Raw genomic sequence first — 22,899 nt, 5'->3', positions numbered from 1 at the left:
TTAATATTTACTTTTGGGGGTTATAAAGGGACTTTTGGGACAGCCCCCTTTTTAAATACACATGAAATTACATTTCTTTACGGTTAATAAGATTAAAGGTCTTAAGGGTATTTTTTTATTTCATAAAGAAAATGTTACAGAAATTATTCTCCATTTCCTTCTGCTTTAAAAAAGTTCCAGATAGTATCGATGATTTTTTTCGCTCCGGCTTCTATTTTTTCAACCGGAGTGGAAGGTAAATGCTCCTGACATTGTATAGTTGGCATATATTGATAGATATAGTTACCGTTTTTGTCGGTGATTGGAGTACCTGTTTCAGGGTTAATTTGTATTACCGGTACACCGGGTTTGAAAACATAGATGAATTTTTTCGGTTTTGTATTCTCTGCTTCCTCAGTTTTATTTTTAATGGTGAAAGTGAGAGTAGCAGGGCCAACCCGAATTCCGGTTGCCCTTTGATAAGTGTATTCCTCAACCTGTTCTTTTGGGCAGAGTGGTGTTGCTAATTGCCCTGTTACTGTATCTATAGCCACTTTAACTGTAGGTTGGTGCAGCTGTTCTACTTCTGTTGGTTCATTTCCTTCGCGATATATTTCTGTAACTACTTCAGGAGTATATTCATTGGGCAGTTTTCCGGTAATTGGGTCAATGGAAACAGTTATTATATTATCAGGTTTTTCAAACTCCAGTACTGGTCTATCCTTCATAGCAGCCCTCATATATTCACCCCATAAACGGGCAGCTTCAGCGCTGGAGATTTTGGCCGGTTGGCCATTTTCACTGAAGAGCAAATTACCTTCTTCGTCAGTTTCATCATAAATCATTGGTCGTGGAGTATCTTCTCCAATCCAGACACTGGTTACAATATCTGGAGTATAACCGACAAACCAGGCATCTTTTAAATCTGAGGTTGTACCGGTTTTACCGGCAACCTGTCGACCTTTGATGGCCGCTCTCCAACCCGTTCCTTTATTCACTACAGAACGGAGCATGTCAGTTATCAGATAAGCTACATCTTCCTGTAAAACAATCCTTTTGGTTGGATTAGCTTCATAGAGTACATGTCCATCGGAGTCTTCAATTTTGAGAATAGCTACAGGTTCGACATAGATTCCTTTATTGGCAAAAACTCCGTAAGCTGATGCCATTTCGATGGGAGAAACCCCTTTAGTAAGGCCGCCCAGTGCAAAACCTAAGTTACGGTCATTAACTTTACCTTCTTTGACGATTGTACTGATCCCTAAACGTTCTGCCATTTTAAGTGCCGGGTCAATTCCAATTTCATTTAACAACCGCACAGAAGCCACGTTGATAGAATGGGTTAAAGCTTCGCGTAAAGATATCGGTCCGAGATATTTATCATTGTAATTGGTAGGCCACGGATTTGGATTTTTGGGATCAAAATAGCCTGGAATATCATCAATTACATCACCGGGTGAATATCCCATTTCAAGAGCTGCTGTATAAACGATGGGCTTGAAAGCCGAACCCGGTTGACGGAGAGCCTGAGTTGTTCGGTTGAATTTATCATTTCCACGGCCGCCGATCATGGCTTTAATATGACCTGTTCGTGGATCAATGGAAATCAGGGCTACCTGCGGCTGAATCGGGTCTTCGCCTTTTGCCCGTTTTATAGTAGGCAGATAACCTTTTTCTGGGTCCAGAGCAGTAGCGAGTGCATTTTTAGCTGCTTTTTGCATTTTTGTATCTAAAGTGGTGTAAATTTTTAAACCACCCCGATAGACCATATCTGGACCAAACATTTTAATGACTTTATCCCTGACATATCGGGTAAAATATGGTGCAATTTCTTCTTCATTATTACGTTTCAAACCTGCTAATCGGATTGGCTCTTTTTTGGCCCGTTCGGCCCGTTCTTTAGAGATATATCCTTCTTCTACCATTAAATTTAAGACAACAGCGCGACGCTTAAGAGCTTTATCCATGTTGTTATAAGGTGAGAGGTTATTGGGAGATTGAATAATTCCTGCTATCAGAGCACATTCTGCTAAAGTTAAATCTTTTACATCTTTGCCAAAATACTGCTGAGCTGCGGTTTGAACTCCCCAGGCTGAATGTCCTAGATAAATCTGGTTTAAATACATCTCAAGAATTTCTTCTTTGGTATATATCCGTTCCAATTGGATGGCTAAATAGGCCTCCTGAATTTTACGGGTCAAGATTTTTTTCTGGTGAAGTGCCATATTTCGGGCCAACTGCTGGGTGATAGTACTGGCCCCTTGGGCGAAAGATCTGGTCTTTAAATCTACATAAAATGCCCGTAAGATGCCCCAAAAATTAATTCCATTATGCTCCCAGAATTTCTGGTCTTCAACTGCTACAACTGCATTTTGTAGATCCATAGGAATCTTTGATAGAGGTACATAAATTCGATTTTCTATAGATAATCTACTCAAAACCTGTCCATCTGCAGAATAGATTATAGAAGCTTCACTCGGTCTATATCTTGATAACTGTGAAACATCAGGTGCAGTTTTTATAATCCATGCTAAAATTCCTACGCCTGTCCCAAAAGTTAAGGCGATGATTAACAAACTGCTGATCAAAATTAATTGAGAGGCTTTTTTTGACATGGTTCTGTCCTCCTTTCACATTTATTATAACATAAAAAATCATTTGTATATAGTGTTTACTACATAAAAGGCACTTTTGTAAATTATGTTATTTTTCGTATTTAAACAAATTGGCCTTCGACTATCTGAAAATAAACTTTGGCAAGTTGTTTTTGACTGCAAAAAGCTAATTTTTCGCGCCAGAAGAAATTTTTCGAACCATCTAAAGTTCGATTTCAGACGAAATAAGACTTCCTAATCAAAGGGCTGTCCCTGGCCCTTGATTATGATGAGGCCTTATTGTGTGGAATGAAGCCAGATGGGGTTGTAATTGAAATTGTACTATGGTATAATACAATAAAGGATAAACTTTCAGATAAAAAAGCCTATGAATGGGAGAAGTAGGCAGGTAGAGGGATTTCAGAGAGCTGGTGGTTGCTGCGAACCAGTATCCCGACCTTGCTGAAGTTACCCCCAGGAGGTGGCGGTTGAAGCCAGCAGCTGCTGGTGGTAGGCCTGGCCCGGGTGAAACCCGTTAGAATTCATCGAGAGGTCTCTCTATATTTAATTTAGGGAGGCAATTTGGGTGGTACCGCGGAACTCCGTCCCAATGTGGGATTGGAGTTTTTTTATTTGACTTTATAGAAATAAGGAGGTATGGTGGAATGAAAAAAATGACAATTGAAGAACAAGTGGAATTTTTGATGCGCGGTGTAGAACAAATTATTTCTAAAGAAGAATTAGTTGAAAAACTGAAAAAAGCAGAGAAGACAGGTAAACCATTAAAGGTGAAATTGGGTATGGATCCAACTGCACCGGATATCCACCTTGGCCATACTGTTGTTTTAAACAAATTACGTCAGTTTCAGGATCTGGGTCATGAGGTCATTTTGATTATTGGAGATTTTACTGCGATGATTGGTGATCCTACTGGTAAGAATGAGACCAGACCTCAGTTGACCAGAGAAGAAGTTATAGAGAATGCCAAAACATATCAAGAGCAGGTCTTTAAGATCCTTGATAAGGAGAAGACTACTATTCGTTATAATAGTGAATGGTTGGCTAAAATGAACTTTGCTGATGTAATCAATCTCTGCTCTAAATATACCGTTGCCAGGATGCTGGAAAGAGATGATTTTTCCAAACGGATGAAAGAAGAAAGACCAATTAGCATACATGAGTTTTTCTACCCGTTGATGCAGGGATATGATTCTGTTGCTATCGAAGCAGATATAGAATTGGGTGGAACCGATCAACTCTTTAATCTGCTAGTTGGCCGTTCATTGCAAAAAGATTGGGGTCAGGAGTCTCAGGTGATTATGATGACTCCAATCCTGGAAGGTTTGGATGGAGTAGAGAAGATGAGTAAGAGTAAAGGAAATTATATCGGAGTGAATTTTACTCCTGAGGATATGTTTGGCAAAATTATGTCTATACCTGATGAATTGATTATCCGTTATTTTACTTTACTTACTGATATTCCAATGGAAGAGATTGAAAAGATGGAAAAGGGTATGAAAGACGGTTCTGTTCATCCTATGGAGGCTAAAAAGGCTCTGGGCCGGGCCATTGTTACCCGTTTCCATGATGAAAAAGCTGCGGAACGAGCTCAGGCTGAGTTTGAAAAGGTCTTCTCCAAAGGTGGTCTTCCAGAGGATATGCCGAAGGTGGAAATCACTGATGTAGATTTAGAAGAAGGAAAAATATGGATTATTACTCTTCTAACAAAAGCTAACCTGGTAAAGAGCAACAGTGAAGGACGGAGAATGATTCAGCAAGGTGCTGTTTCTGTGGATGGTGAAAAGATTACAGATATAAAGGCACAAATTGAGCCTGTTGATGGTATGGTAATTAGAGTAGGCAAGCGACGCTTTGCTCAGGTGAAAGTTAAATAATTAAATAATTTACGGGTAAATTTATGGGAGTCATAAATGGCTCCCTTTTTTCACATTTAACACTCCAATTACATAAGATAGGATTGGGGTGTTTTATTATGTATAGACCTTACTGGAATAAAACGGGCCATAGGTTATTTAAATTTATAATTATTATATTTTTGATTTCCGGATTTTTAGGTGCTGCAGTAACGTTAATGATCGAATCTTTCTTACGCCCGATTTTTTTGGCTATTGCTGAAGAAAAAGCAGTTCAGATGGTCACAGATGCTATCAGCCGTTCTGTCTATCAACATGCCAGGACTTTGCAATATACTGATTTGATTCACTACCAGACTAATCATCAGGGTGATATTATCCTGATGCAGCCGAATTTACAGCTTGTTAATGAATTTATATCAGAAGTGAATATGACCATTCAGCAAAATCTAAAAAAACTGAGAGAAACAGAAATCCGGATACCCATTGCTCAAGCTCTGGGAATTCAGGTTTTAGCAGCTTTAGGACCCAGCTTGAGTGTCCAGATGGTTCCTATTGGAATTGTTAGGCCACCACAGATTCTGGATACTTTTGAAACAGCGGGAATTAATCAGACCAGGCATAAGATTTATATGCATGTGATAGCTGAGGTTCGGATAGTAGTACCTTTTTTGCATAAAAAAATACAGGTAAACACCCAGGTACCTGTAACCGAAGTGACCATTATGGGGAAAGTACCGGAAGTTTATGTTGGGATTGATGGAGGAATTATCCGTTGGGAGTAATTACATTAATAAATATTGTGTTGATTTTACTGCAAAAAGCTAATTTTGAGCGATATAGAAATTTTTTTGAGTCATCTAAAGTTTAATTTCAGTCGAAATGAGGCATACTAATCAATGGGGCATCCTGACCCTTGATTAGCTCATCAATCCTCATATTTGACTGAAATCTCACTAAGATGGTTAAACGAAAAATTTCTATATCGTTCAAAATTAGCTTTTTGCAGTTTAATCTTGTGTTTTATTGGTAATAGAAGTGGGTCTGGTCTTTTCCTGATTGTTTAGCACTATACATTGCCATATCAGCTCGTCTAAGAAGTTCACTGGCAGTATCCATATTATTATCATTAAGAAGTCTCGAATTCAGTCCGGCAATTCCGGCGCTGAAAGTGACTTTGATACGCTCATTAGTAAAAGAATGTTTATTGATTATTTTATGAAGTCGCTCAACAACAACATTGGCCTGTTCTTCTTGAAAACCAGGGAAAATAATCACGAATTCTTCACCGCCATAACGATAAATTAAATCAGTATCTCGAATATTTTCTTTTATAAGTCTTCCAAATTCCTTTAGAACCTGATCACCAATGTTATGGCCGTATTGGTCGTTAATTTTCTTAAAATCATCGATATCAATCAGGATGAAGGAGATTGTGGAATTGTAATTGATAACTTTAGGAAATTCATTTTCCAACCATTCATCAAGACAGCGCCTGTTTTTTAATCCAGTAGTTGGGCAGATATAAGATTTTTCTTTGTGAAGGTCAGCATTTTTCGAAACTTTCAAAAGCCAGTTATTGGAAAAGAGAGGTATAATAACAAGGGATAATCCCCATAAACCATAGGCTTGGTAGCAGATAAACATAATTAGTCCATTAGTGAGATAAAGAGGCATACCTATCTGTGATTCCCGGATGTTTTGTAATAATACATATTTAAATGGCTGTCCGGTTTCAAAAGATATGGGGATACTAGCCAGTATTGAATTAATAGCTTCAAAGATTAGAACAGATGGTATGAGATAAAACAAATCTTCAGGTAGATTAACAGTTCCATCATAAAATAAGTTTAAAAAAGTACTGGTTAAAAAAATGGCAATAGCGAATTGAGCAATATTAAAGAATGTATGTTTTATACCCCGTTTATTGATAATCTGGAAAGAAAGTATTCCAAGTCCCCCTATATATATAGCCATACTTAAATTGAGAGATAATAATAGGAAGAATGAGACTGGGAGGGTAAGGGTCATGTAAAGACCGTTTTTAAACTGGATTGAGGTATTTGAAGCAATAATGCATAGAATTAGAAAAAGTAATACATCAAACTGTAAAAACTGTGATAAATTTGGTGTATTGAGTAATATAATAATCAGACCTATAATACTAACAAATATTATATAATTACGTAAATTCCAAATATCTGATAACTTAATCAATTTCGATCACCTTTATATCTTTTATATTTATTTTTATATCTATTAATTTTATATTTATTAATTATAAATGCGAAAACTGAAAATGTCAAGGTTTATATTGATTTCCTTTACTTTTTATTACTTTTAAATAAGTAATCCCTATAATTCATATTAGATAGGGAAAAAGGTAGAATTTCCCTTTCTTAACTTTCATGAATTGATCCATGATGTTTATTTTTGGGAAGGTCACTACGGGGGCGAGGAATGGATTGCTTTGGGTCGGTTAGATGTTCATTCATGGCAAAAGCGTCCTCATGTTCAAGAATACTTGCAGTTTCCATATCATGGATTTTTCTGGCCCGTTTTATTCCCTTGATGGATTTTGATTTATTTTTCACCATTAGATAGCCTCCTTTTTTTAAGAGTCATTAGTTTTAGTCTCTTTCATGAAAGATAAATTATACTGGAAATTTTATTCTGCTCCTTTTTTTAACTTGTTGCAGTATATCATAAGTTGTTTAAAAACTTTCTAAAATTTTATATATCTCAGATGGATATAATGCTGAAAAATATTAGGCATATTTTGGTTGAGAAGTTAAACTTATGGGTCAGTTTTGTACTGGTTATCAGGTTTTTTTTCGGGTTGAAAAGGAAGACGTGGACATATGGCAAAGGGAAGTAGAGCTCTAAGTACTTTCAAACGATCCTTGTAAATTTCTGCTAATGCTTCTACAGCATCGGCAATTTCTTCTGCTGCATCAAATATTTCATCAAAATCATCATCTTCTGCAAAACGGGCGGAGGTGATATTTTTCAAGGCTTCTGCAATTTTAGGTAAGCCTCCATTACCTGTATTGCCATCTTTATTTCCTCCTGTCAATTTAACAATTTCATCTGATAGAAATCTCAAATCTTCTTCAATACATACTACTTTATTACCTACCGCCTTTTGAAATTCTATTAATTTTGAAGTAAAATTCTGATAGAGAAAGACCATAGCATTATTCTTAATACATTGTTCCAATTGTTGCTGAATTTCCTGAAAATTTTGGGTAGATTCATCTTTTTGGTCTATGATATGTTGTAGGTTTGCAGTTAAAAGATCATAAAGATTTTCGTTATTATTACAGCAGAGGTTTAGGGATTGAAAAAGTTTTTTTAAATAATCTTTCTTGTTTTCCGCTGTTTGAATGCCGTTCATCACTTGTAAAAGAAACTGATTATAGATGTTTGCAGCTTTTTTTTCCAGTTGTTTCTCTAATTTTTCCATAGAGGAAGATGGGAAAGGAATAAAATTAGATTTAAAATGCTTTAAAAATTTTTCCAGACTAAGACTTAAAATAGCACAAAGAAGTAACTTTTCCACTATTTTTTCGTCTAATTCAAAAATGAAGAGATCTACACAGATTAGAAAGGTATCGACTTCTGGCCTGGATAAAATGTTGTTATAGCAGTTACAATTCTTATCATTATCCCCGTTATAAGGTGTTTTATTATTTTGATTATTATCTTTTCTATCATCTTTATTATTATTTGTCAGTTGTTCTAAATTGCGAATCACCATTTCCAGGGTAGCATTAATTTCTTTTTTGGAGGTGAGTTTAAAGTTTTTTTCTTTCTTATCCTGGCCGGGATATTGCTGTTCAGGAGGTGGTGATTGGCCTTTATTGTTATCATTATTTTTCATATTTATATCACCTCTTATATTATGTATATTTAAGTTTTTTGAACTCTATCACATAAAAAACCTTCTTTAAGGAGAAGGTTGAGCTTGTTGACAAACTTTTCTTTCTTTAGAGACTTGCCCGGGCACTGCCACAAAAACTAAATATAATTTCTGAAGCGTATAAGTCAAGGCTGAAGCCAGGAGGGCGGAAGCCTTGACTTTTAAGGACGCGCAGCCGGGATGGCGGAGCGTACGGTAGTGGAAGAAATTATATTTAGTTTTTCTATTCCTCTGTGGGGGCAAGTTATGTGCACCTCCCCTTTTTCAACAACCTGACCCTCTTTAGGAGAAGGCTTTTAAGGTGAGAAAAAGGGTGTAGTGGCTGTACCCGGAATTTCTACTATTGAAAATATAGGTGAAGGAGGTGGAACTTCTGGAATGGTTGGTAGGGTTTCAACGGCTTCAATAGGAACAGGACAGCCGGAGGTGGAGAGAGCGAGAAGTTTCTCTAGTTGGTCTAATTTTTTCTGGTAAAATTGAGCCAGATCTTCAATTAACTCTGCAACTTCATCTACAGCGTCAAATATCTTATTAAAATCATCTTCTTCGCTGAAGAAAGCTTCTGCAACAGTGGCTGCAGCATCAGCAATTTCAATGATTCCAACTTCTGACGAGGGGAAATTAATTGTGATCTGTTTAATCTGTTCAGCCAGAAATTCCAGATCAGAGAATATGCAGCTAACTTTATTACAGAGTTTTAGGGCAAAATTATCGTATTGATCTATTAAAAATTGGCGAAAGTGTTGAATAATTACATGTTCTATTATAAAAGAAATGTCTGTCAATTTATCAGAAGGAATTTGTTTTGGTCGTAAAAGAATTTCTTTAAAAATATTATCCCGAAGATTAGTACAGGTGCGGAAAAGGGTGTTTTTTAGATCTTTGATTTTTCTGTTAACTTTTCTAAGTAGGTTAAACTTATCAATCTGGAATTTTTTTTTATTTTTATAGGTGAGATTTTCATTTTTATTCATTACATTGTTTACTCTATTTATTATTTCCAGAATTTTCTGGGTGATTTGTACAGGGTTGAACTGATTAAATACGCATTTCACTAATTTTTTAAGAATATCTTCATCCAGTTCAAAGACCAGTAGCTCTAAACAGAGGGAGGTGGGTTTTTGAGATGGGACCATTTGAGTTAATCCTTGACAAATCTGGTCTATAATCTGGTTTGCCAGATCTTTCCCAATTTGAGCAATAAATTCGTCTGAAAAAATTTTCGGACGAGGTGGTGATTGATTATCCCTTTCGGGCATTATGTACCTCCCCTTTCATTAAAAGATAACTCTTGGTGTTAGGGTTGGAATTTCACGTATAGGAGCTTTGACCGGTGGTTGTGGACGGCTGCAGATTAGAGTTTTATTTACTTCTTTAAAGACTTCGAATCGTTGACGATAGAGTTTTGCCAGTTTTTCAATTATATCTGCTACTTCTTCTGTTGCTTCAAAGAGATCATCAAAGTCGCCTTTTTCAAAAAATTGGGTTCCATTTCCTATAGCAACTCTGCGCAATGCTTCTGTTATTCCCGAAATTCCACCTCTGGTGTTTGTGGCAAGTTCTGTGATTCTGTTGAGAAGAATAACCAGATCAATCTCCATCCGTAAAAATTTCTGACAGAGAGCGAACTCAGCTTTAGTAAATTCTTCTGAAAGTTCTTCTAAAAATTTAACTTTAGTAATATAAGCGATCAGGGGTAAATAACTTTTTACTTGATCTCCTTTATAAAATTTGATACCTTCTAATTCTTCTTTTGAATTTAGAAAATGATAAAATCCTATAGGATTACATTCAAAGGAGCAGTAGATATGAAAAAGACGCCTCATTTGTTTTTCAAATAAGCTGCTGAAAGTGGAAAAATCCAGACCTTCTTCCTCTTTAAAAAAAATTTCATATTCATTATAAACCTGTTGATACAATTCGGGACCTAGACGCCCAAAGATACTGGCAAAAGTACATTTCAACATTTTGGCTAAAATTTTTTCACTTAAATCAAATATGTTGATCTCCTGACACAGACTCAAAATAGGTACAATTACACATTGTAATCCTGGTTCGGCATTTTTTTTGTTTTTATCATCGGATAGGGTAATACTGGCTGCATTACAAAGAATTTTTAAAAAACCCATTGCATCTTTTTGATTAGTCAGAAGTTCAAGACATTTTTTATAATCAATAGATTCATTATTTTGACTTTTACGGAAAAAGGAATTATGTTTGTTGCAGCACCCCATCACTGTACACCTCCCGATTGAATCTTTAATTATTATATGCTCGTGGTTGATTTCTGGTGATTATATCATCCAACAACTATCTTCATGTTTAAAAATATAGGAATTTTCTAGAGAAATTTTATTTTAGGTCTGGAAATTAGTAGTCAAAAATGGTATAATTATATTCTCCTTCGAAAATAGATTATAATTGTGGATAGAGAAAAGGAGGATGGGGTGTGTTTGAAAGAGTTAAAGCGGTGATCTTTGATATGGATGGAACGTTGGTTGATTCGATGGGGATGTGGAGAGAGATTGACCGGAATTTTTTAGCCAAACGTGGAATTCCTGTTCCAGAAGATATACAACAGGCTATTGAAGGAAAAAGTTTTACTGAAACAGCAGTTTATTTTAAAAAAAGATTTCAATTGTCTGAAAGTGTAGAGGAAATAATCGCTGAGTGGATTGAAATGAGTAAAAATTATTATGAACATCAGATTCCTCTTAAGCCCGGTGTAAGGAGGTTAGTGGAATATCTCTATAAAAAGGGTTATAAGATTGGTCTGGCAACCAGTGGTCAACGTCAGTTGGTGGAAGTGGTTTTAAGACGGCACAGGTTAAAGTCATATTTTCAAAGTATCTGGACATCATGTGAAGTTGGGAAGGGTAAACCTCATCCAGATATTTTCTTAAAAGTTGCAGAAGATTTGGGGGTTAAACCTGCTGAATGTCTGGTCTTTGAGGATACACTGGCTGGTGTATTGGCTGGAAAACGGGCTGGTATGCGTGTTGTGGCAGTATATGATGCTTATTCTGTGCCTCAAATGGAAAAAATCAGAGAAGTTGCAGATAAATATATTGAAAGTTTTGAGGAGATTGCATGAAAAACCCCGGGATTTTATCCTTTTAGAAGGATATTCCGGGGTTATGTGATTTTATTTTATGATTAAACTGCAAAAAGCTAATTTTGAGCGCGATAGAAATTTTTCGTTAAACCATCTTAGTAAGATTTCGGTCGAAATAAGGCCTCATATGAGGATTGATGAGCTAATCAAGGGCCAGGGGGGCCCATTGAGTAGTGTGCCTTATTTCGACTGAAATCGAACTTTAGATGGTTCAAAAAATTTCTTTTGCAGTGAAAAATTAGCTTTTTGCAGTAAAATCATTTTATTAATTTTGATAGTTCTTTTTGTATTTGCATAAGAGGCTGAATTTGTAAACCATCTGGTCTTTTCTTTATTTTCCATAACTGCTGAAATAAAGGTATTACATCTTTACTATTTACCAACTCTATTTCAATGGAATTTTCTATTACATAGATAAGATCTTTTATAGCTTGTTCAGGATCAGAATTTAAGTTGTTTTTAAGAATATTATAGATTTCCTGTTTAGTTTCCCGGACCAGCTTTTTCTCTTCTTCTTTAAGGAATTGATTTAAATTCTGTAGATCTTCTACTTCTAATCTCCATCCAATTGCTCCAATATTTTCACGTAAATGTTCACTTTTAGAAGGGCCAATTAATGCTGTAACCACTCCGGGTTGAGCAAGTACCCAGGCAATGGCTACTTGAACAGGAGTTTTACCATATTTTTTACCCAACTCCTTTAGTTTTTCAGCCACCCGTAATCCTGAAGCAAATTTTGCTTTTTGAAAGAGAGGATCGACATTTCGAATGTCATTGGGGGCAAATTGGTGTCCGGGTGTAATCTTTCCGGTGAGTAAACCCCGTCCTGTGGTACTAAATCCGATGATTCCAAAATTATACTCTGTCTGAAGTGGGTGAATTTGTTGATATTGCTTAGTGGCAACGGCACTCAGTTCCATCAGAACGGTTGATATATTTCCCAGCTCAAGGTATTCTAGAATTCGTTTCTTTGGCAAATGTCCAACTCCGTAGTGGCGAATTTTGCCTTCTTTTTTCAGCAATTCAAGCGCCTCGATTGTTTCACTTACCGGGGTTTTGGGGTCATCATAGTGAATTTGATAAAGATCCAGATAATCTGTCTGTAGTCTCTTTAGACTGGCTTCACAGGCAGAAATAATATATTTTTTTGTTAAGTTGACACTTCCTTTATTTGTAAGCCCTATTTTTGAAGCGATTGCAATTTGATAGCGGAAGGGTTTAACTGCTTTACCCAAAACCTCTTCAGCATCTCCGTATTGGTCTGCAGTATCGAAAAATTTGATTCCCAGATCAAAAGCTTCTTTAATAATTTTTGTAAACTGATTCGGGTCTTTTTGACCATAGACACCGCTTATTGCATAACAGCCCAAGCCAATAGGGGATAAAGGTATATCAGATAAAATTTTGGTATTCATTTAAAAACCTCCAGATTATTTTTTAATTTCTTCCTTTGAAAAACCCCAACCAATATGTATTCCCTTACTATGAGGATCGGGTTTTGAAACAGCACGTTTTGTTACATGATGGCCTCCACCAAAGAAGCTGCCGAAAATAAGCATTAATAAGAGCAGACGGAATGACAGCCAGAAGTCCAGTTTTTTAACTCCTGGAAAAATTAGGGGAATTGTAGAGTTCCACAGTACAAGTAAGATCCAGATAAGAGCATAGAATATAGCGATTATAACAAAGATTCCCAGGATAATAGCTACAGTAATTTTATTTTTCTTTATCATTACCCATCCCTCCTTTAGGATTTATTGATTTTGAATTACTCTCAACAGGCGGAGGTGCGGGATATATCTGGAAGTTAAAAGTGTAGATCTCATCTTCCTTTATTGTTTTGGTTACTGGCTTAAAATACCTGTTGATTAAACTATATAATTCTCCCAAAAACTCAGATAATTTCTGGTTAGAAATCTGACCTTTCTGGATACCTGTTTTAATTACCCGCTTGTGAATCTCATCATCTTGAAGTTCAGAAATGAATTCGATTCCTTCCTGCAAATCTTCTTTGCTGGAGTTTAGAATGATCTCGCATAATTCTTTTTCACTGGCATTACTTTTATCAGGCTGGCCGATGGATTCATCTACAACAAACTTTTCTGCAATGGCCCGGTAGTATTTTTCTATAATCCCTGATTTTTCTTCAGTCCGGACAATAGTAATAAGTCCGCTGTTCTCTAAGTTTTTTACGTGGTGGTGGATATTGGCTGGAGATTTGCCAAAAAGATCTGCCAGTTGTTTGACTGTTGCTTCTCTTTGGGATAGTATCTCAAGAATTTCAATTCTTCGGGTGTTTAAGAAAGATTTTAACTGGTCCATTGATTTTATGTAATGTATCTTACGTATAACATTTGCACCTCCTTATCATTTAATTTTATTTAACCATTAAGTTTTTCCTTAATGATATTATAATACTAATTGGGTAATGTGTCAACAAAAAAACAATAAAATCTGGAAAGTCTTGAGTCTTGAAAAATATTTACTAAGTTAAAGTAATGGTAAATTAAATAATTTTACAAAAAAATATATTTTTATAGGAATATGGGTAATAAGTAGAGAAGAAATTTTTTGAATAGATTTATGAAAAAAGGGGATGTGTGTGAACATTTTTTAAACTGTAAAAAGCTAATTTTGAGCGACATAGAAATTTTTCGATAAACCATTTTTAGTGAGATTTCAGTCGAAATAAGGCCTCATCACAGGATGTGATGAGCTAATCAGCTAATCAAGGGCCAGGAGGGCCCATTGATTAGTGTGCCATATTTCGACTGAAATCGAATTTTAGATGTTTCGAAAAATTTCTTTTGAAGCGAAAGATTAGCTTTTTGCAGTAAAATCATAAGATTGATAATAGGATATTTTTAAAAAAACCTTATGCCTTTTTAAAGACATAAGGTTTTTAATCTCACACAATCTTCAATTCCAACACATCTCCGTTCTTTACTTCATCAGTAAAGTTGGCCTCTTTACCATTAATGGTCATCACCAGACGTCCAGATAGGGATTTAGGAACCTGGTAATTGATATAGCTCAATATCCGGTTAAAAGAGATGGGCTTTGGACGGCAGATAATCTCATCGCCATCCTCTATCTGGGTATCAATAGTTACTTTCTCACCATTTTTTAGAATTTCCCAATGATTGGTGGGGATGGATAATTCCCGGCCATTAAAAGTTATTTTAATCTCCATATCAACTTTGGTTCTCTCCATGATGTCTTTAATGGTAATTTTTTTACTCTTTATCTCCCGAACCTCAATTTCATCACCATCAGAGATAGGTTGATCTAAATCTACCTCTTGGCCATTTATAAGTATCTCATATTTTCCTAAATTGATTTTCATCTGCCGGTTATTCAAGGAAAAATGTATTTCCCGGGAAATGAGCTCACTTGCTGGTACTTCCAACAACTGGATTAAAGTCTCCCGATATGTTTCAGGAGTGGTATAGTAAATTTCTGCCCGATCTTCAATAGGTGTATCAGGTTCAACCAATTTACCGTTCATAAATACCTGAGTTTTAACCTGGGTAGGAGTACCGTTTAAAATGATGTTTTTGGGAGTGGTGAATTCAACTACATCTTTAATTAACCCAAATCCCGGTTTTCCATCTTTACCGGGTTCATATGTGATCTCATCACCGTCTTTGATTTGTGTATCAAAGTTGGCTGGTTCAGCATTAACCAGAAGTTTACCTGGTTCTCCCAAGGAACCCTTGATGGTTTTAAGTTCGCCATTAACCTTGAAGGTCAAAGCCATACCCGGACGGCCATAAAGCCGCTGTATCGGAGTATTGGAAGCCAGAAGGGCATCGGAGACTGTAGGAGTGCCCAAAGAAAAGATATTGATTCGCTGGCCATTGAGTTTAACATCAATAAAGGTAGTTTTATTGATATTTTCCTTACAGGTTACAGCTATTCCGATAGGAGTTATGGCCTGGGTGCTTTCTAAATCTGAAATTTCACCAATAACTCCTTTAATATCATTTGCCTTTTTAATACCTACCCGATTGGGTGGAAGATTTAATTTTTCAGCAAGGGCTTTAATTAAAAGCGGAGTGAGACTGCCACCACCAATGCAGAGGACAGCTTGAGGAGGTTTTTGATTTAAAGATAGAATTTCATCTCCAATCAGATTGGCTAATTCCTCCACAGGTTTTTTAAGTACCATTAAAGCCTCCCGGGCTTCAATATTCAGAGTTGTGCCCAAAATATCTTTAACCTGGATTGTTTTTTCACTGGTAAGAGAACGCTTCAGTTTTTCACTGGTGGCATAATCCAAGAGATAGTGTTCGGCAAGGGCTTCGGTTATTTCATCCCCTGCGACAGGAACCATGGCATAAGCGATAATGGCACCGCCCCGGGTTATGGCAATATCGGAAGTACCTGCTCCGATATCTACTAAAGCCAGGTTAAAGTTGTGCATCTCTTTTGGAATTATCACATTGGAAGCTGCTATTGGCTCTAAGGTCATGTGCTGGATAGTTAAATTGGCATGTTGAATTACAGAAATTAAAGAATCAACTACAATTCTGGGTAAAAAGGTTGCAATTAAATCTACTTCAATCTTTTTACCCTTCTGGCCTACAAGGTTTCCAATATGTATATCATCCAGACGATAAGCGATTACACTATATCCAACAAAGTGATAGTCGGTAGGGTCATGGGTTTCGTCATGAGCAAGAGACTTTTGAGCCTTTTGAACAGCTGCAAGTTCTAAGGTATTAACATCTTCAGCAGTTATTTCCCGTTTGGAAGAAAACTCTATATAATGGGTCTGTTTTGCAGTTTTTAAAGCACGACCAGCTGCAGCGACTGCTACTTTTTCTAATGGTTGTCCAATCTTTTCTTCTAGTTTTGCTTTAATCTCCTGTACTACCCGTGCAACTTCTATTACATTATGAATCTGCCCATCCAACATGGCCCTATTTTCATGTTCAATTACTTCTGAAGCAATAATCTCTAAACCTTGAGGGGTAGGTTCCATAACAAGGCCGACAACGGTTCTGGTACCTATATCGAGAGCAAAAATCAATTTTTCACCATTCAATTTACTACCCTCCCTGACAAAAAGTAGTTACACCCAACGTAATTCGACTTCATAGGTAATATTTCCTGCAAAAAGGGAAATAAAGAAGATAAGGCGAAATAATAAATTGAAAAATTTTAGAAGGGAGAAGGATAACGATGAAAATGATCTATTTAAATCAGGCAAAATTTAAAGAGATTCAGGGTAAGATTGATACTGTTATTATTCCCATTGGAACCATTGAAGCACATGGTGAACATTTACCTTTAGGTACAGATGTACTGATTCCGGAAGGGTTGGTTGAAAGAATTGAGGTAAAAATGGGAGATAGAGTGTTGATTGCACCAACGGTTAATTATGGCCATGTCTGGACACTAGCAGCTTATCCTGGTTCAGTTAATATCTCCACAGAAATTTTGACTAAATATATCTATGAAATTGGTAAATCCCTGATTGATGCTGGATTTACCAATATTGTTCTTTTGAATGGTCATGGAGGTAATATTCCTGCTATAACTACAGCAGGAGAGATGTTGGCTGATTATGGAGGACAGGTAATAACTTTTAATTGGTGGATTGATTTTAGGGAAGAAATTTTAGAAATTTGTGAAGGGCAAGGCCATGCCGGGGAAGATGAAACTTCTGCAGTATTGGCTGTAGCTGAACCTTATTGTGATATGAGTCTTGCTAAAGCAAATAACAAAAAATTGATTGCCAATATCAAGCGAAAAAATATTGGCAAGATTAGTTATGAACATGCTTTATCCGGTGATGCTACCAAGGCCAGTCGGGAGAAAGGGGAAAGAATTCTTGAGCGGGTAGCAGAACGGATGATGGAAATTTTAGAGGAAGTATGGAAGGATAATATTGTTGAATAATCTATTGGTAGATTGCGAATCATTTTAATATAAAGCTTTGCTGCTTTAAAAGAAAATCTAACTCACCAGGATGTCCTGGTGAGTTATTTTTTTACTTTTTCAATTTTCCCTAACCACAGTCTGGACATGGTATGTGACTCCAATCAGGTGAGAAATTCTGTCCCTCTTTTGTTACTTTGATCTCCTGCCTGGTCTGTGTGTTAAGAATATAAATATCTCTAGGAGCGTTAACATAGGGTTCTTTAGCAACGGAATAAATTATCCACTCATTGAATGGTCCCCAAATTACTTGCGGATCAAACCCAACGACCAGGGCCTGTTGGATTCTTCCCCCAGGTGTGGCAATTCGAATCTCTCCGAGGCCGTTTTCTTCAACCAGGGTAGTATATACCAGCCGGGAGGAATCGGGTGCCCAGCCTCCAATAAAACTCAGATCTAGAGTATAAAAAGGGATTACTTCTACTTTAAATCCCGGTAATTGAACCAGTTGATTGGTAGCAAAATTATAAACCCAGACACCGGAAAACATGCCAAAGGGGAAACCTTGGCGTAATTGAGTTAATGCATAACGCCCGTCTGGTGAAATTTTGATTTCAAAAGCAGGAACAATTGGTTCAAAGTAAGTCTTAAAGTTTTCGCCAGTTATATCGACGGAAGCCAGTATTGGAAATCTAATATCTTCAACTAGAGTGTAGCCAGCCAGACGTTGATCTCCCGGAAACCAGACTGGATTGAAGAGGTTACTTGTAACTTTTTGTTTATGACCTTGTAGATTAACGATAAATGTACCGTCCTCATTGGAATAAGCGATTCGGGTACCATCATTAGACCACGCATAAAAATCTATCTCATCTGCCAACTGCATCACTTCTTCACCACATGAGTTGATCACAATTAAGCCTTTAGCTGAATCCAGATAGGCAATCAACTTACCATCAAAAGACCATCTGGGTGCGGTGACAGGTGCATTTTTTTTTGTAAGTTGAACTTTATTTCTTCCCAAAGTATCACTTCGCCAGATTTCTCTATCTTTGATATAGACGATACACCCATCTGGAAGTTTTACCACTCCTAGCGGAATTAGAATTCTCTGGCCTGGAAAGATTAAATCAGGATTAGTAATGGAAGGATTAAATTGCAAAATGGCCTTAACGCTGGTACCGAAACGTCGGGCAATGTGAAACAGTGTATCTCCGGGCTGCACGGTATATGGCCAGATTGCTGAAGTAGCAACTAATCTGGGAATATTGATTGGTTGATCAACAAAAATTATGTTGGGATCGGGAATCTGGGGGTTGGCAGCCAGCAATTGTCTTAAAGTTAATCCAAATCGTTGAGCAATCAGGTATAATGTATCTCCAGGCTCTACGATATAAGTAAGAAATACTATAGGTATGTTGATTCGTTGACCAACGAAGATTATATTGGGATTAGTAATCTGGGGATTGGCACCCAGTAGTTGGTTTAAGGTTAGTCCAAATCGCCGGGCAATTAGATATAAAGTATCACCAGGCCGAACAATATACTTCATTATCTTCACCCCTTTAAAATTTTTGTACTATAATTCTATTCGAAAGTTTAATTATTGGTGAGAGAGTATTATTTTCTAATTTTTCATTACAACATCAGGAAATTATACTTTTTACAGGTTGTAGATAACATTTTGTATAGATAATATCTTAAACTGCAAAAAAATAATTTTGAGCGATATAGAAATTTTTCGTTAAACCATCTTAGTGAGATTGAAAAGAATGGCCTTATTACAGGATATGATGAGCTGATTACGGGTCATAAGGACTCGTTGATTAGTGTGCCTTATTTCGACTGAGTTCGAACATTAGATAGTTCGAAAAATTTCTTCACAAAGCGAAAAATTAGCTTTTTGCAGTAAAATAAAATTGTGCCCAAAGGGCATTTTGTTTTTTTGGGAATGGAAAAATGAATTTTAGTAGAGATATTAAAAATATAGCAGGATTTTTTCAAAAAATAATGAATATTAACAATGGTAATAATTTTATTATGCAATCGTTTGCACAAAAATATCTTATTTTAAGGAGGAGGAAGAAAAAAATGGTAAGAAAAATTTTAACGGCAGTGCTCTGTCTGATACTTATTGTCGGATTGGCCGCTTGTAAGGATTCGGACAGAGCAGGAATGATTGTCGGAAAGGTTGTAAATGGAGATGGAGAACCTGTTGTAGGAGCTACCGTTGCAGTTGATGATCAGGTGGTTATTACCAATGAAGATGGTAAATTTGAAATTATTGTTGAAGAAGGTAGTAAAGAATTAACTGTCACCAAAGATGGAGTATCTATAACCCAGCAAGTAACAGTAATAGCCAAAGATAAGGTAGAGGTTGAGATTAGTTTAGCTATTACAGCAAAAACTGCAAATGAAGAGGAAAAAACTACTGAGACTGCTGTTACTAATGTTACCAAATCTGAAACCGTTTATCTGGCAGTTCCACCAATTCCAGAGGGACATGTACGCCTTCATTATATTCGTACTGACCAGGATTATGAAGGTTGGGGATTACACCTCTGGGGAGCTGGATATGATGGACCACCTGTTGATTGGATGAATGCTGTTCCCTTCAATGGTATTCATGATTACGGTGTATATTGGGATATTCCTTATAAAGAAGGGGTTGGAGATTTAAACTTTATAATACATAAGGGAAATCTTAAAGATCCTCAACCGGATCGTCAATATCCAGACCCGGATAAAAACAGAGAAATTTTCTGTGTAACGGGAGATATTACAGCTTATCTTACTCTGGATGAGGCATTAAATGCTCTGGGGATGGAGAAATTGAACATTCCTCCTGTACCAGAAGGTCATGTGCGTTTGCATTATCACCGGTTTGATGGTAATTATGATGGTTGGGGGTTACATCTTTGGGGTAAAGGTTATGCCGGTGAGCCTGTAGAGTGGACTAATGCTGTTCCTATTACTGGGTTTGATACTTATGGAGCTTATTGGGATATTCCATATAATGAGGGTGTAGGAGATTTAAATTTCATCATTCATAAAGGAGATATAAAAGATCCACAACCGGATCGTGAATACCCAAATCCTGATGAGAATAAAGAAATCTGGGCCGTATCTGGTGATATTACTGCCTATACCAGTCGTCTTGCTGCTTTTAAGGCTATGAGTAACAAGATTGAAAGTGCTGTTATTGTTGGGCCAAGAGAGATTGAAATCCGCGTAAGGGCTGCCATCAAAGAACCTATCTATATTAAAGATGGGAAGAAGTTTGTTCCATTGGCGAAACTGGATACATCTAGAGAACCTATTTATCTGGTTACTGTTCGTGAAGATCTGGATCTGACTAAGACTTATAATGTTGAAATTGGAAAAATGACTGCCCAGACCGTTCTGGGACCAGAAGTTATTGATAAGTATTTTGCTTATGATGGTGAATTGGGTAATTTCTATACTCCTAAGGCAACCACCTTCAAATTATGGGCACCTGTTGCAACTGATGTTAAATTGCTTTTATTTGAAGATGGCAAAGCTTTAGAACCTGATCAGACTATTGATATGGTTAGAGGAGAGAAAGGTGTTTGGACTGTAACTGTTGAAGGTGATCTTTTGGGTAAATTCTATCAGTATGCTGTTACCAATGGTGGAAAGACTAAGAGAGTTCTCGATCCATATGCCAGATCTATGGCTGGATTTGATTCCAATGGGCCTGATAAAGTGGGTAAAGGTGCCATTGTTGATCTGGATCGGACTGACCCGGAAGGTTGGGAAAATGATACTTATGTTAAGCTAAAGGATCAGGAAGATGTAATCATCTATGAAATTTCTGTACGTGATTTTACCATTGCTGAAAATTCCGGTGTAAGCCCTGAAAAACGGGGAACCTATGTTGGCTTTATTGAAAAGATTCCTCATTTAGTAGAATTGGGTATTACCCATGTTCAGTTGCAGCCTGTGCAAAACTTCTACTATGGTAATGAATATGATAGATCTTTTGAAAACAAAGGAAGTGCTGGGGAAGCCAATTATAACTGGGGCTATGACCCGCATAACTACAATACTCCAGAAGGATGGTATTCTTTAAATCCTGATGATCCTCACTTGAGAATTAAAGAATTGAAGCAGTTGATTAAAGCTTTACATGATGCAGGTATTGGTGTAATTTTAGATGTAGTTTATAACCATACAGCTAAAACTGACATTTTTGAAGATATTGTTCCAAACTATTATTACCGCCGCAATGCAAATGGAAACTTTACCAGCGGTTCTGGATGTGGAAATGATACTGCTTCTGAGAGAAAGATGTGGAGAAAGTTTATGATTGAATCTACTAAGTATTGGGTAGAAGAATATCATGTAGATGGATTCCGCTTTGATTTAATGGGATTACATGATGAAACAACAATGCATAAGATTGCTGAAACTCTCCGTGCTATTAATCCTGATATTGTGCTTCACGGTGAAGGTTGGAATATGGGTACTCTGCCGGAGACTGAGAGATATATCAAGGCAAGTCCTGTCAATCACAGTTTGTTAGAGATGGAACATGCAATAGCTGTCTTCAATGATACTTTACGTGATGCCATGAAACATGAATATTTTGCATCACCACTTCCTGAAGGGGCATTTCTCCAGGCAGCTAATCCGCATAAGGAAGCTTTAATCAGGGCAGGAATCATTGCTGGTATGGTTGATTATGAATCTGAAATGCCTGTTGATAAAGGTTTTTATCATCGGTTTGCTGATGATCCGGAGGAGACCATCACTTATGTCAACTGCCATGATGGTTACACTATATGGGATAAAATTGTAGGTTCTACACCAGGCTATACTGAAGAAGAGCGGATTCGGGTCAATAAATTGGCTGCGGCTATGATTCTTACTTCCCAGGGTAAAGCATTCCTCCACGGCGGTGAAGAGATGCTTAGAAGCAAACCCGATCCTGATAATAAAGAATACGGTGTGGACCATAATAGTTATGATTCTGGTGATTTAACCAATCAGATTGATTGGTCAAGAAAAGAAAAATATGCTGATGTCTTTAACTATTACAAAGGCCTGATTGAACTGAGAAAAGCCCATGAAGCTTTCAGAATGGAGACTATGGAAGAAATCAAAAAAGGATTGACCTTTATAAAAGAGGATATTGATTTTCTGATTGCTTATAGATTGGAAGAACAGGATGGAGAAGATGATTGGAAAGAGATTGTAGTAATTTATAATGCTAATCGTGAGCCAAAGACTGTACAAATTGATGGTGTAGATTCCAGCTGGAAGGTAGTTGTTGATGGCAAGAATGCTGGAGTAACTCCATTAACTGATACAGAAGTAGTATTAAGTGATGGTGCAGTAACTGTTCCAGCTATCTCTGCTGTGGTGATTTATAAGTAAATAAGATAAAGGTTTTAAAGGGGCTGTCCTAAAAGTCCCTTTATAACCCCAAAAATATATAAGCTAATTTCATATTTCTAACCTTAGAAATATCAATAGTTTTTTAGGCATAAAAAATGACTTCCCCTC

General features: G+C 36.8%; 16 protein-coding genes and 1 other annotated feature. Of the genes, 5 read left to right on the top strand and 11 right to left on the bottom strand.

What is annotated here, in order from left to right:
* Positions 1–143: 143 nt before the first annotated feature.
* Positions 144–2,594: a penicillin-binding protein 1A gene (locus BBF96_RS09930; RefSeq protein ID WP_127017002.1), complete on the bottom strand. Its 2,451-nt coding sequence runs from the start codon at positions 2,592–2,594 to the stop codon at positions 144–146.
* 358 nt (positions 2,595–2,952) lie between these two features.
* Positions 2,953–3,186: a binding site (T-box leader), on the top strand.
* A gap of 61 nt (positions 3,187–3,247) precedes the next feature.
* Here BBF96_RS09930 and tyrS point away from each other — a divergent pair.
* Complete coding sequence (gene tyrS, locus BBF96_RS09925) at positions 3,248–4,468, top strand: tyrosine--tRNA ligase (protein ID WP_127018241.1); 1,221 nt, start codon at positions 3,248–3,250, stop codon at positions 4,466–4,468.
* Positions 4,469–4,566: 98 nt separating this feature from the next.
* The gene (gene yunB / locus BBF96_RS09920; protein ID WP_164731001.1) at positions 4,567–5,232 is read left to right on the top strand and encodes a sporulation protein YunB; all 666 of its coding nucleotides are present in this window, start codon (positions 4,567–4,569) and stop codon (positions 5,230–5,232) included.
* Positions 5,233–5,470: 238 nt separating this feature from the next.
* Here the strand turns inward: yunB and BBF96_RS09915 are convergent, their stop codons facing one another.
* The 5 genes from BBF96_RS09915 to BBF96_RS09895 all read right to left on the bottom strand — a co-directional run bounded on the left by BBF96_RS09915 (position 5,471) and on the right by BBF96_RS09895 (position 10,603).
* Positions 5,471–6,664, bottom strand: coding sequence for a GGDEF domain-containing protein (locus BBF96_RS09915; protein ID WP_127017000.1), 1,194 nt, complete (start codon positions 6,662–6,664; stop codon positions 5,471–5,473).
* 182 nt (positions 6,665–6,846) lie between these two features.
* Positions 6,847–7,041, bottom strand: coding sequence for a hypothetical protein (locus BBF96_RS09910; RefSeq protein WP_127016999.1), 195 nt, complete (start codon positions 7,039–7,041; stop codon positions 6,847–6,849).
* A gap of 203 nt (positions 7,042–7,244) precedes the next feature.
* Positions 7,245–8,330 carry a hypothetical protein gene (locus tag BBF96_RS09905; RefSeq protein WP_127016998.1) on the bottom strand — a complete coding sequence of 362 codons (1,086 nt, stop codon included), beginning with the start codon at positions 8,328–8,330 and terminating at the stop codon, positions 7,245–7,247.
* 335 nt (positions 8,331–8,665) lie between these two features.
* Positions 8,666–9,628, bottom strand: a complete 963-nt coding sequence (locus BBF96_RS09900) for a hypothetical protein (protein WP_127016997.1) — start codon at positions 9,626–9,628, stop codon at positions 8,666–8,668.
* A gap of 18 nt (positions 9,629–9,646) precedes the next feature.
* A complete protein-coding gene (locus tag BBF96_RS09895; protein ID WP_127016996.1) occupies positions 9,647–10,603 on the bottom strand; it encodes a hypothetical protein in 957 nt (318 codons plus the stop codon).
* 215 nt (positions 10,604–10,818) lie between these two features.
* Between BBF96_RS09895 and BBF96_RS09890 the strand changes: the two genes are divergently transcribed.
* Positions 10,819–11,463, top strand: a complete 645-nt coding sequence (locus BBF96_RS09890) for an HAD family hydrolase (protein ID WP_127016995.1) — start codon at positions 10,819–10,821, stop codon at positions 11,461–11,463.
* A gap of 278 nt (positions 11,464–11,741) precedes the next feature.
* Here the strand turns inward: BBF96_RS09890 and BBF96_RS09885 are convergent, their stop codons facing one another.
* The 4 genes from BBF96_RS09885 to BBF96_RS09870 form a co-directional block, all read right to left on the bottom strand.
* Positions 11,742–12,899, bottom strand: coding sequence for an aldo/keto reductase (locus tag BBF96_RS09885; RefSeq protein WP_127016994.1), 1,158 nt, complete (start codon positions 12,897–12,899; stop codon positions 11,742–11,744).
* A 15-nt stretch (positions 12,900–12,914) separates the two neighbouring features.
* The gene (locus BBF96_RS09880; RefSeq protein WP_127016993.1) at positions 12,915–13,217 is read right to left on the bottom strand and encodes a hypothetical protein; all 303 of its coding nucleotides are present in this window, start codon (positions 13,215–13,217) and stop codon (positions 12,915–12,917) included.
* Positions 13,201–13,806: an ArsR/SmtB family transcription factor gene (locus BBF96_RS09875; protein ID WP_127016992.1), complete on the bottom strand. Its 606-nt coding sequence runs from the start codon at positions 13,804–13,806 to the stop codon at positions 13,201–13,203. Before BBF96_RS09875 ends, BBF96_RS09880 begins: the two co-directional genes overlap by 17 nt.
* Positions 13,807–14,392: 586 nt before the next feature.
* Positions 14,393–16,534: a cell division protein FtsA gene (locus tag BBF96_RS09870; RefSeq protein WP_127016991.1), complete on the bottom strand. Its 2,142-nt coding sequence runs from the start codon at positions 16,532–16,534 to the stop codon at positions 14,393–14,395.
* A 137-nt stretch (positions 16,535–16,671) separates the two neighbouring features.
* Here BBF96_RS09870 and BBF96_RS09865 point away from each other — a divergent pair, with 137 nt between their 5' ends.
* On the top strand, positions 16,672–17,391 hold the full coding sequence (locus tag BBF96_RS09865) for a creatininase family protein (protein WP_127016990.1): 720 nt from the start codon (positions 16,672–16,674) through the stop codon (positions 17,389–17,391).
* Between the two features lie 109 nt (positions 17,392–17,500).
* Here BBF96_RS09865 and BBF96_RS09860 read toward each other — a convergent pair whose 3' ends face one another.
* Positions 17,501–18,922, bottom strand: coding sequence for a LysM peptidoglycan-binding domain-containing protein (locus BBF96_RS09860; protein WP_127016989.1), 1,422 nt, complete (start codon positions 18,920–18,922; stop codon positions 17,501–17,503).
* Positions 18,923–19,461: 539 nt separating this feature from the next.
* Between BBF96_RS09860 and pulA the strand changes: the two genes are divergently transcribed.
* Positions 19,462–22,770: a type I pullulanase gene (pulA, locus tag BBF96_RS09855; protein ID WP_164731000.1), complete on the top strand. Its 3,309-nt coding sequence runs from the start codon at positions 19,462–19,464 to the stop codon at positions 22,768–22,770.
* Positions 22,771–22,899 lie beyond the last annotated feature (129 nt).

Source organism: Anoxybacter fermentans, assembly GCF_003991135.1.
Classification (GTDB): Bacteria; Bacillota; Halanaerobiia; order DY22613; family DY22613; genus Anoxybacter; species Anoxybacter fermentans.
Note: the sequence above shows the minus strand (reverse complement) of the source record. Positions and strands in the feature narration are given on the sequence as shown.

What these genes read in the sequence shown, in the direction of transcription:
- BBF96_RS09930 (WP_127017002.1), bottom strand. Translation starts at nt 2,594, where the DNA reads ATGTCAAAAAAAGCCTCTCAATTAATTTTGATCAGCAGTTTGTTAATC.
- tyrS (WP_127018241.1), top strand. Translation starts at nt 3,248, where the DNA reads ATGACAATTGAAGAACAAGTGGAATTTTTGATGCGCGGTGTAGAACAA.
- yunB (WP_164731001.1), top strand. Translation starts at nt 4,567, where the DNA reads ATGTATAGACCTTACTGGAATAAAACGGGCCATAGGTTATTTAAATTT.
- BBF96_RS09905 (WP_127016998.1), bottom strand. Translation starts at nt 8,330, where the DNA reads ATGAAAAATAATGATAACAATAAAGGCCAATCACCACCTCCTGAACAG.
- BBF96_RS09900 (WP_127016997.1), bottom strand. Translation starts at nt 9,628, where the DNA reads ATGCCCGAAAGGGATAATCAATCACCACCTCGTCCGAAAATTTTTTCA.
- BBF96_RS09895 (WP_127016996.1), bottom strand. Translation starts at nt 10,603, where the DNA reads ATGGGGTGCTGCAACAAACATAATTCCTTTTTCCGTAAAAGTCAAAAT.
- BBF96_RS09885 (WP_127016994.1), bottom strand. Translation starts at nt 12,899, where the DNA reads ATGAATACCAAAATTTTATCTGATATACCTTTATCCCCTATTGGCTTG.
- BBF96_RS09880 (WP_127016993.1), bottom strand. Translation starts at nt 13,217, where the DNA reads ATGATAAAGAAAAATAAAATTACTGTAGCTATTATCCTGGGAATCTTT.
- BBF96_RS09875 (WP_127016992.1), bottom strand. Translation starts at nt 13,806, where the DNA reads ATGGACCAGTTAAAATCTTTCTTAAACACCCGAAGAATTGAAATTCTT.
- BBF96_RS09865 (WP_127016990.1), top strand. Translation starts at nt 16,672, where the DNA reads ATGAAAATGATCTATTTAAATCAGGCAAAATTTAAAGAGATTCAGGGT.
- BBF96_RS09860 (WP_127016989.1), bottom strand. Translation starts at nt 18,922, where the DNA reads ATGAAGTATATTGTTCGGCCTGGTGATACTTTATATCTAATTGCCCGG.
- pulA (WP_164731000.1), top strand. Translation starts at nt 19,462, where the DNA reads ATGGTAAGAAAAATTTTAACGGCAGTGCTCTGTCTGATACTTATTGTC.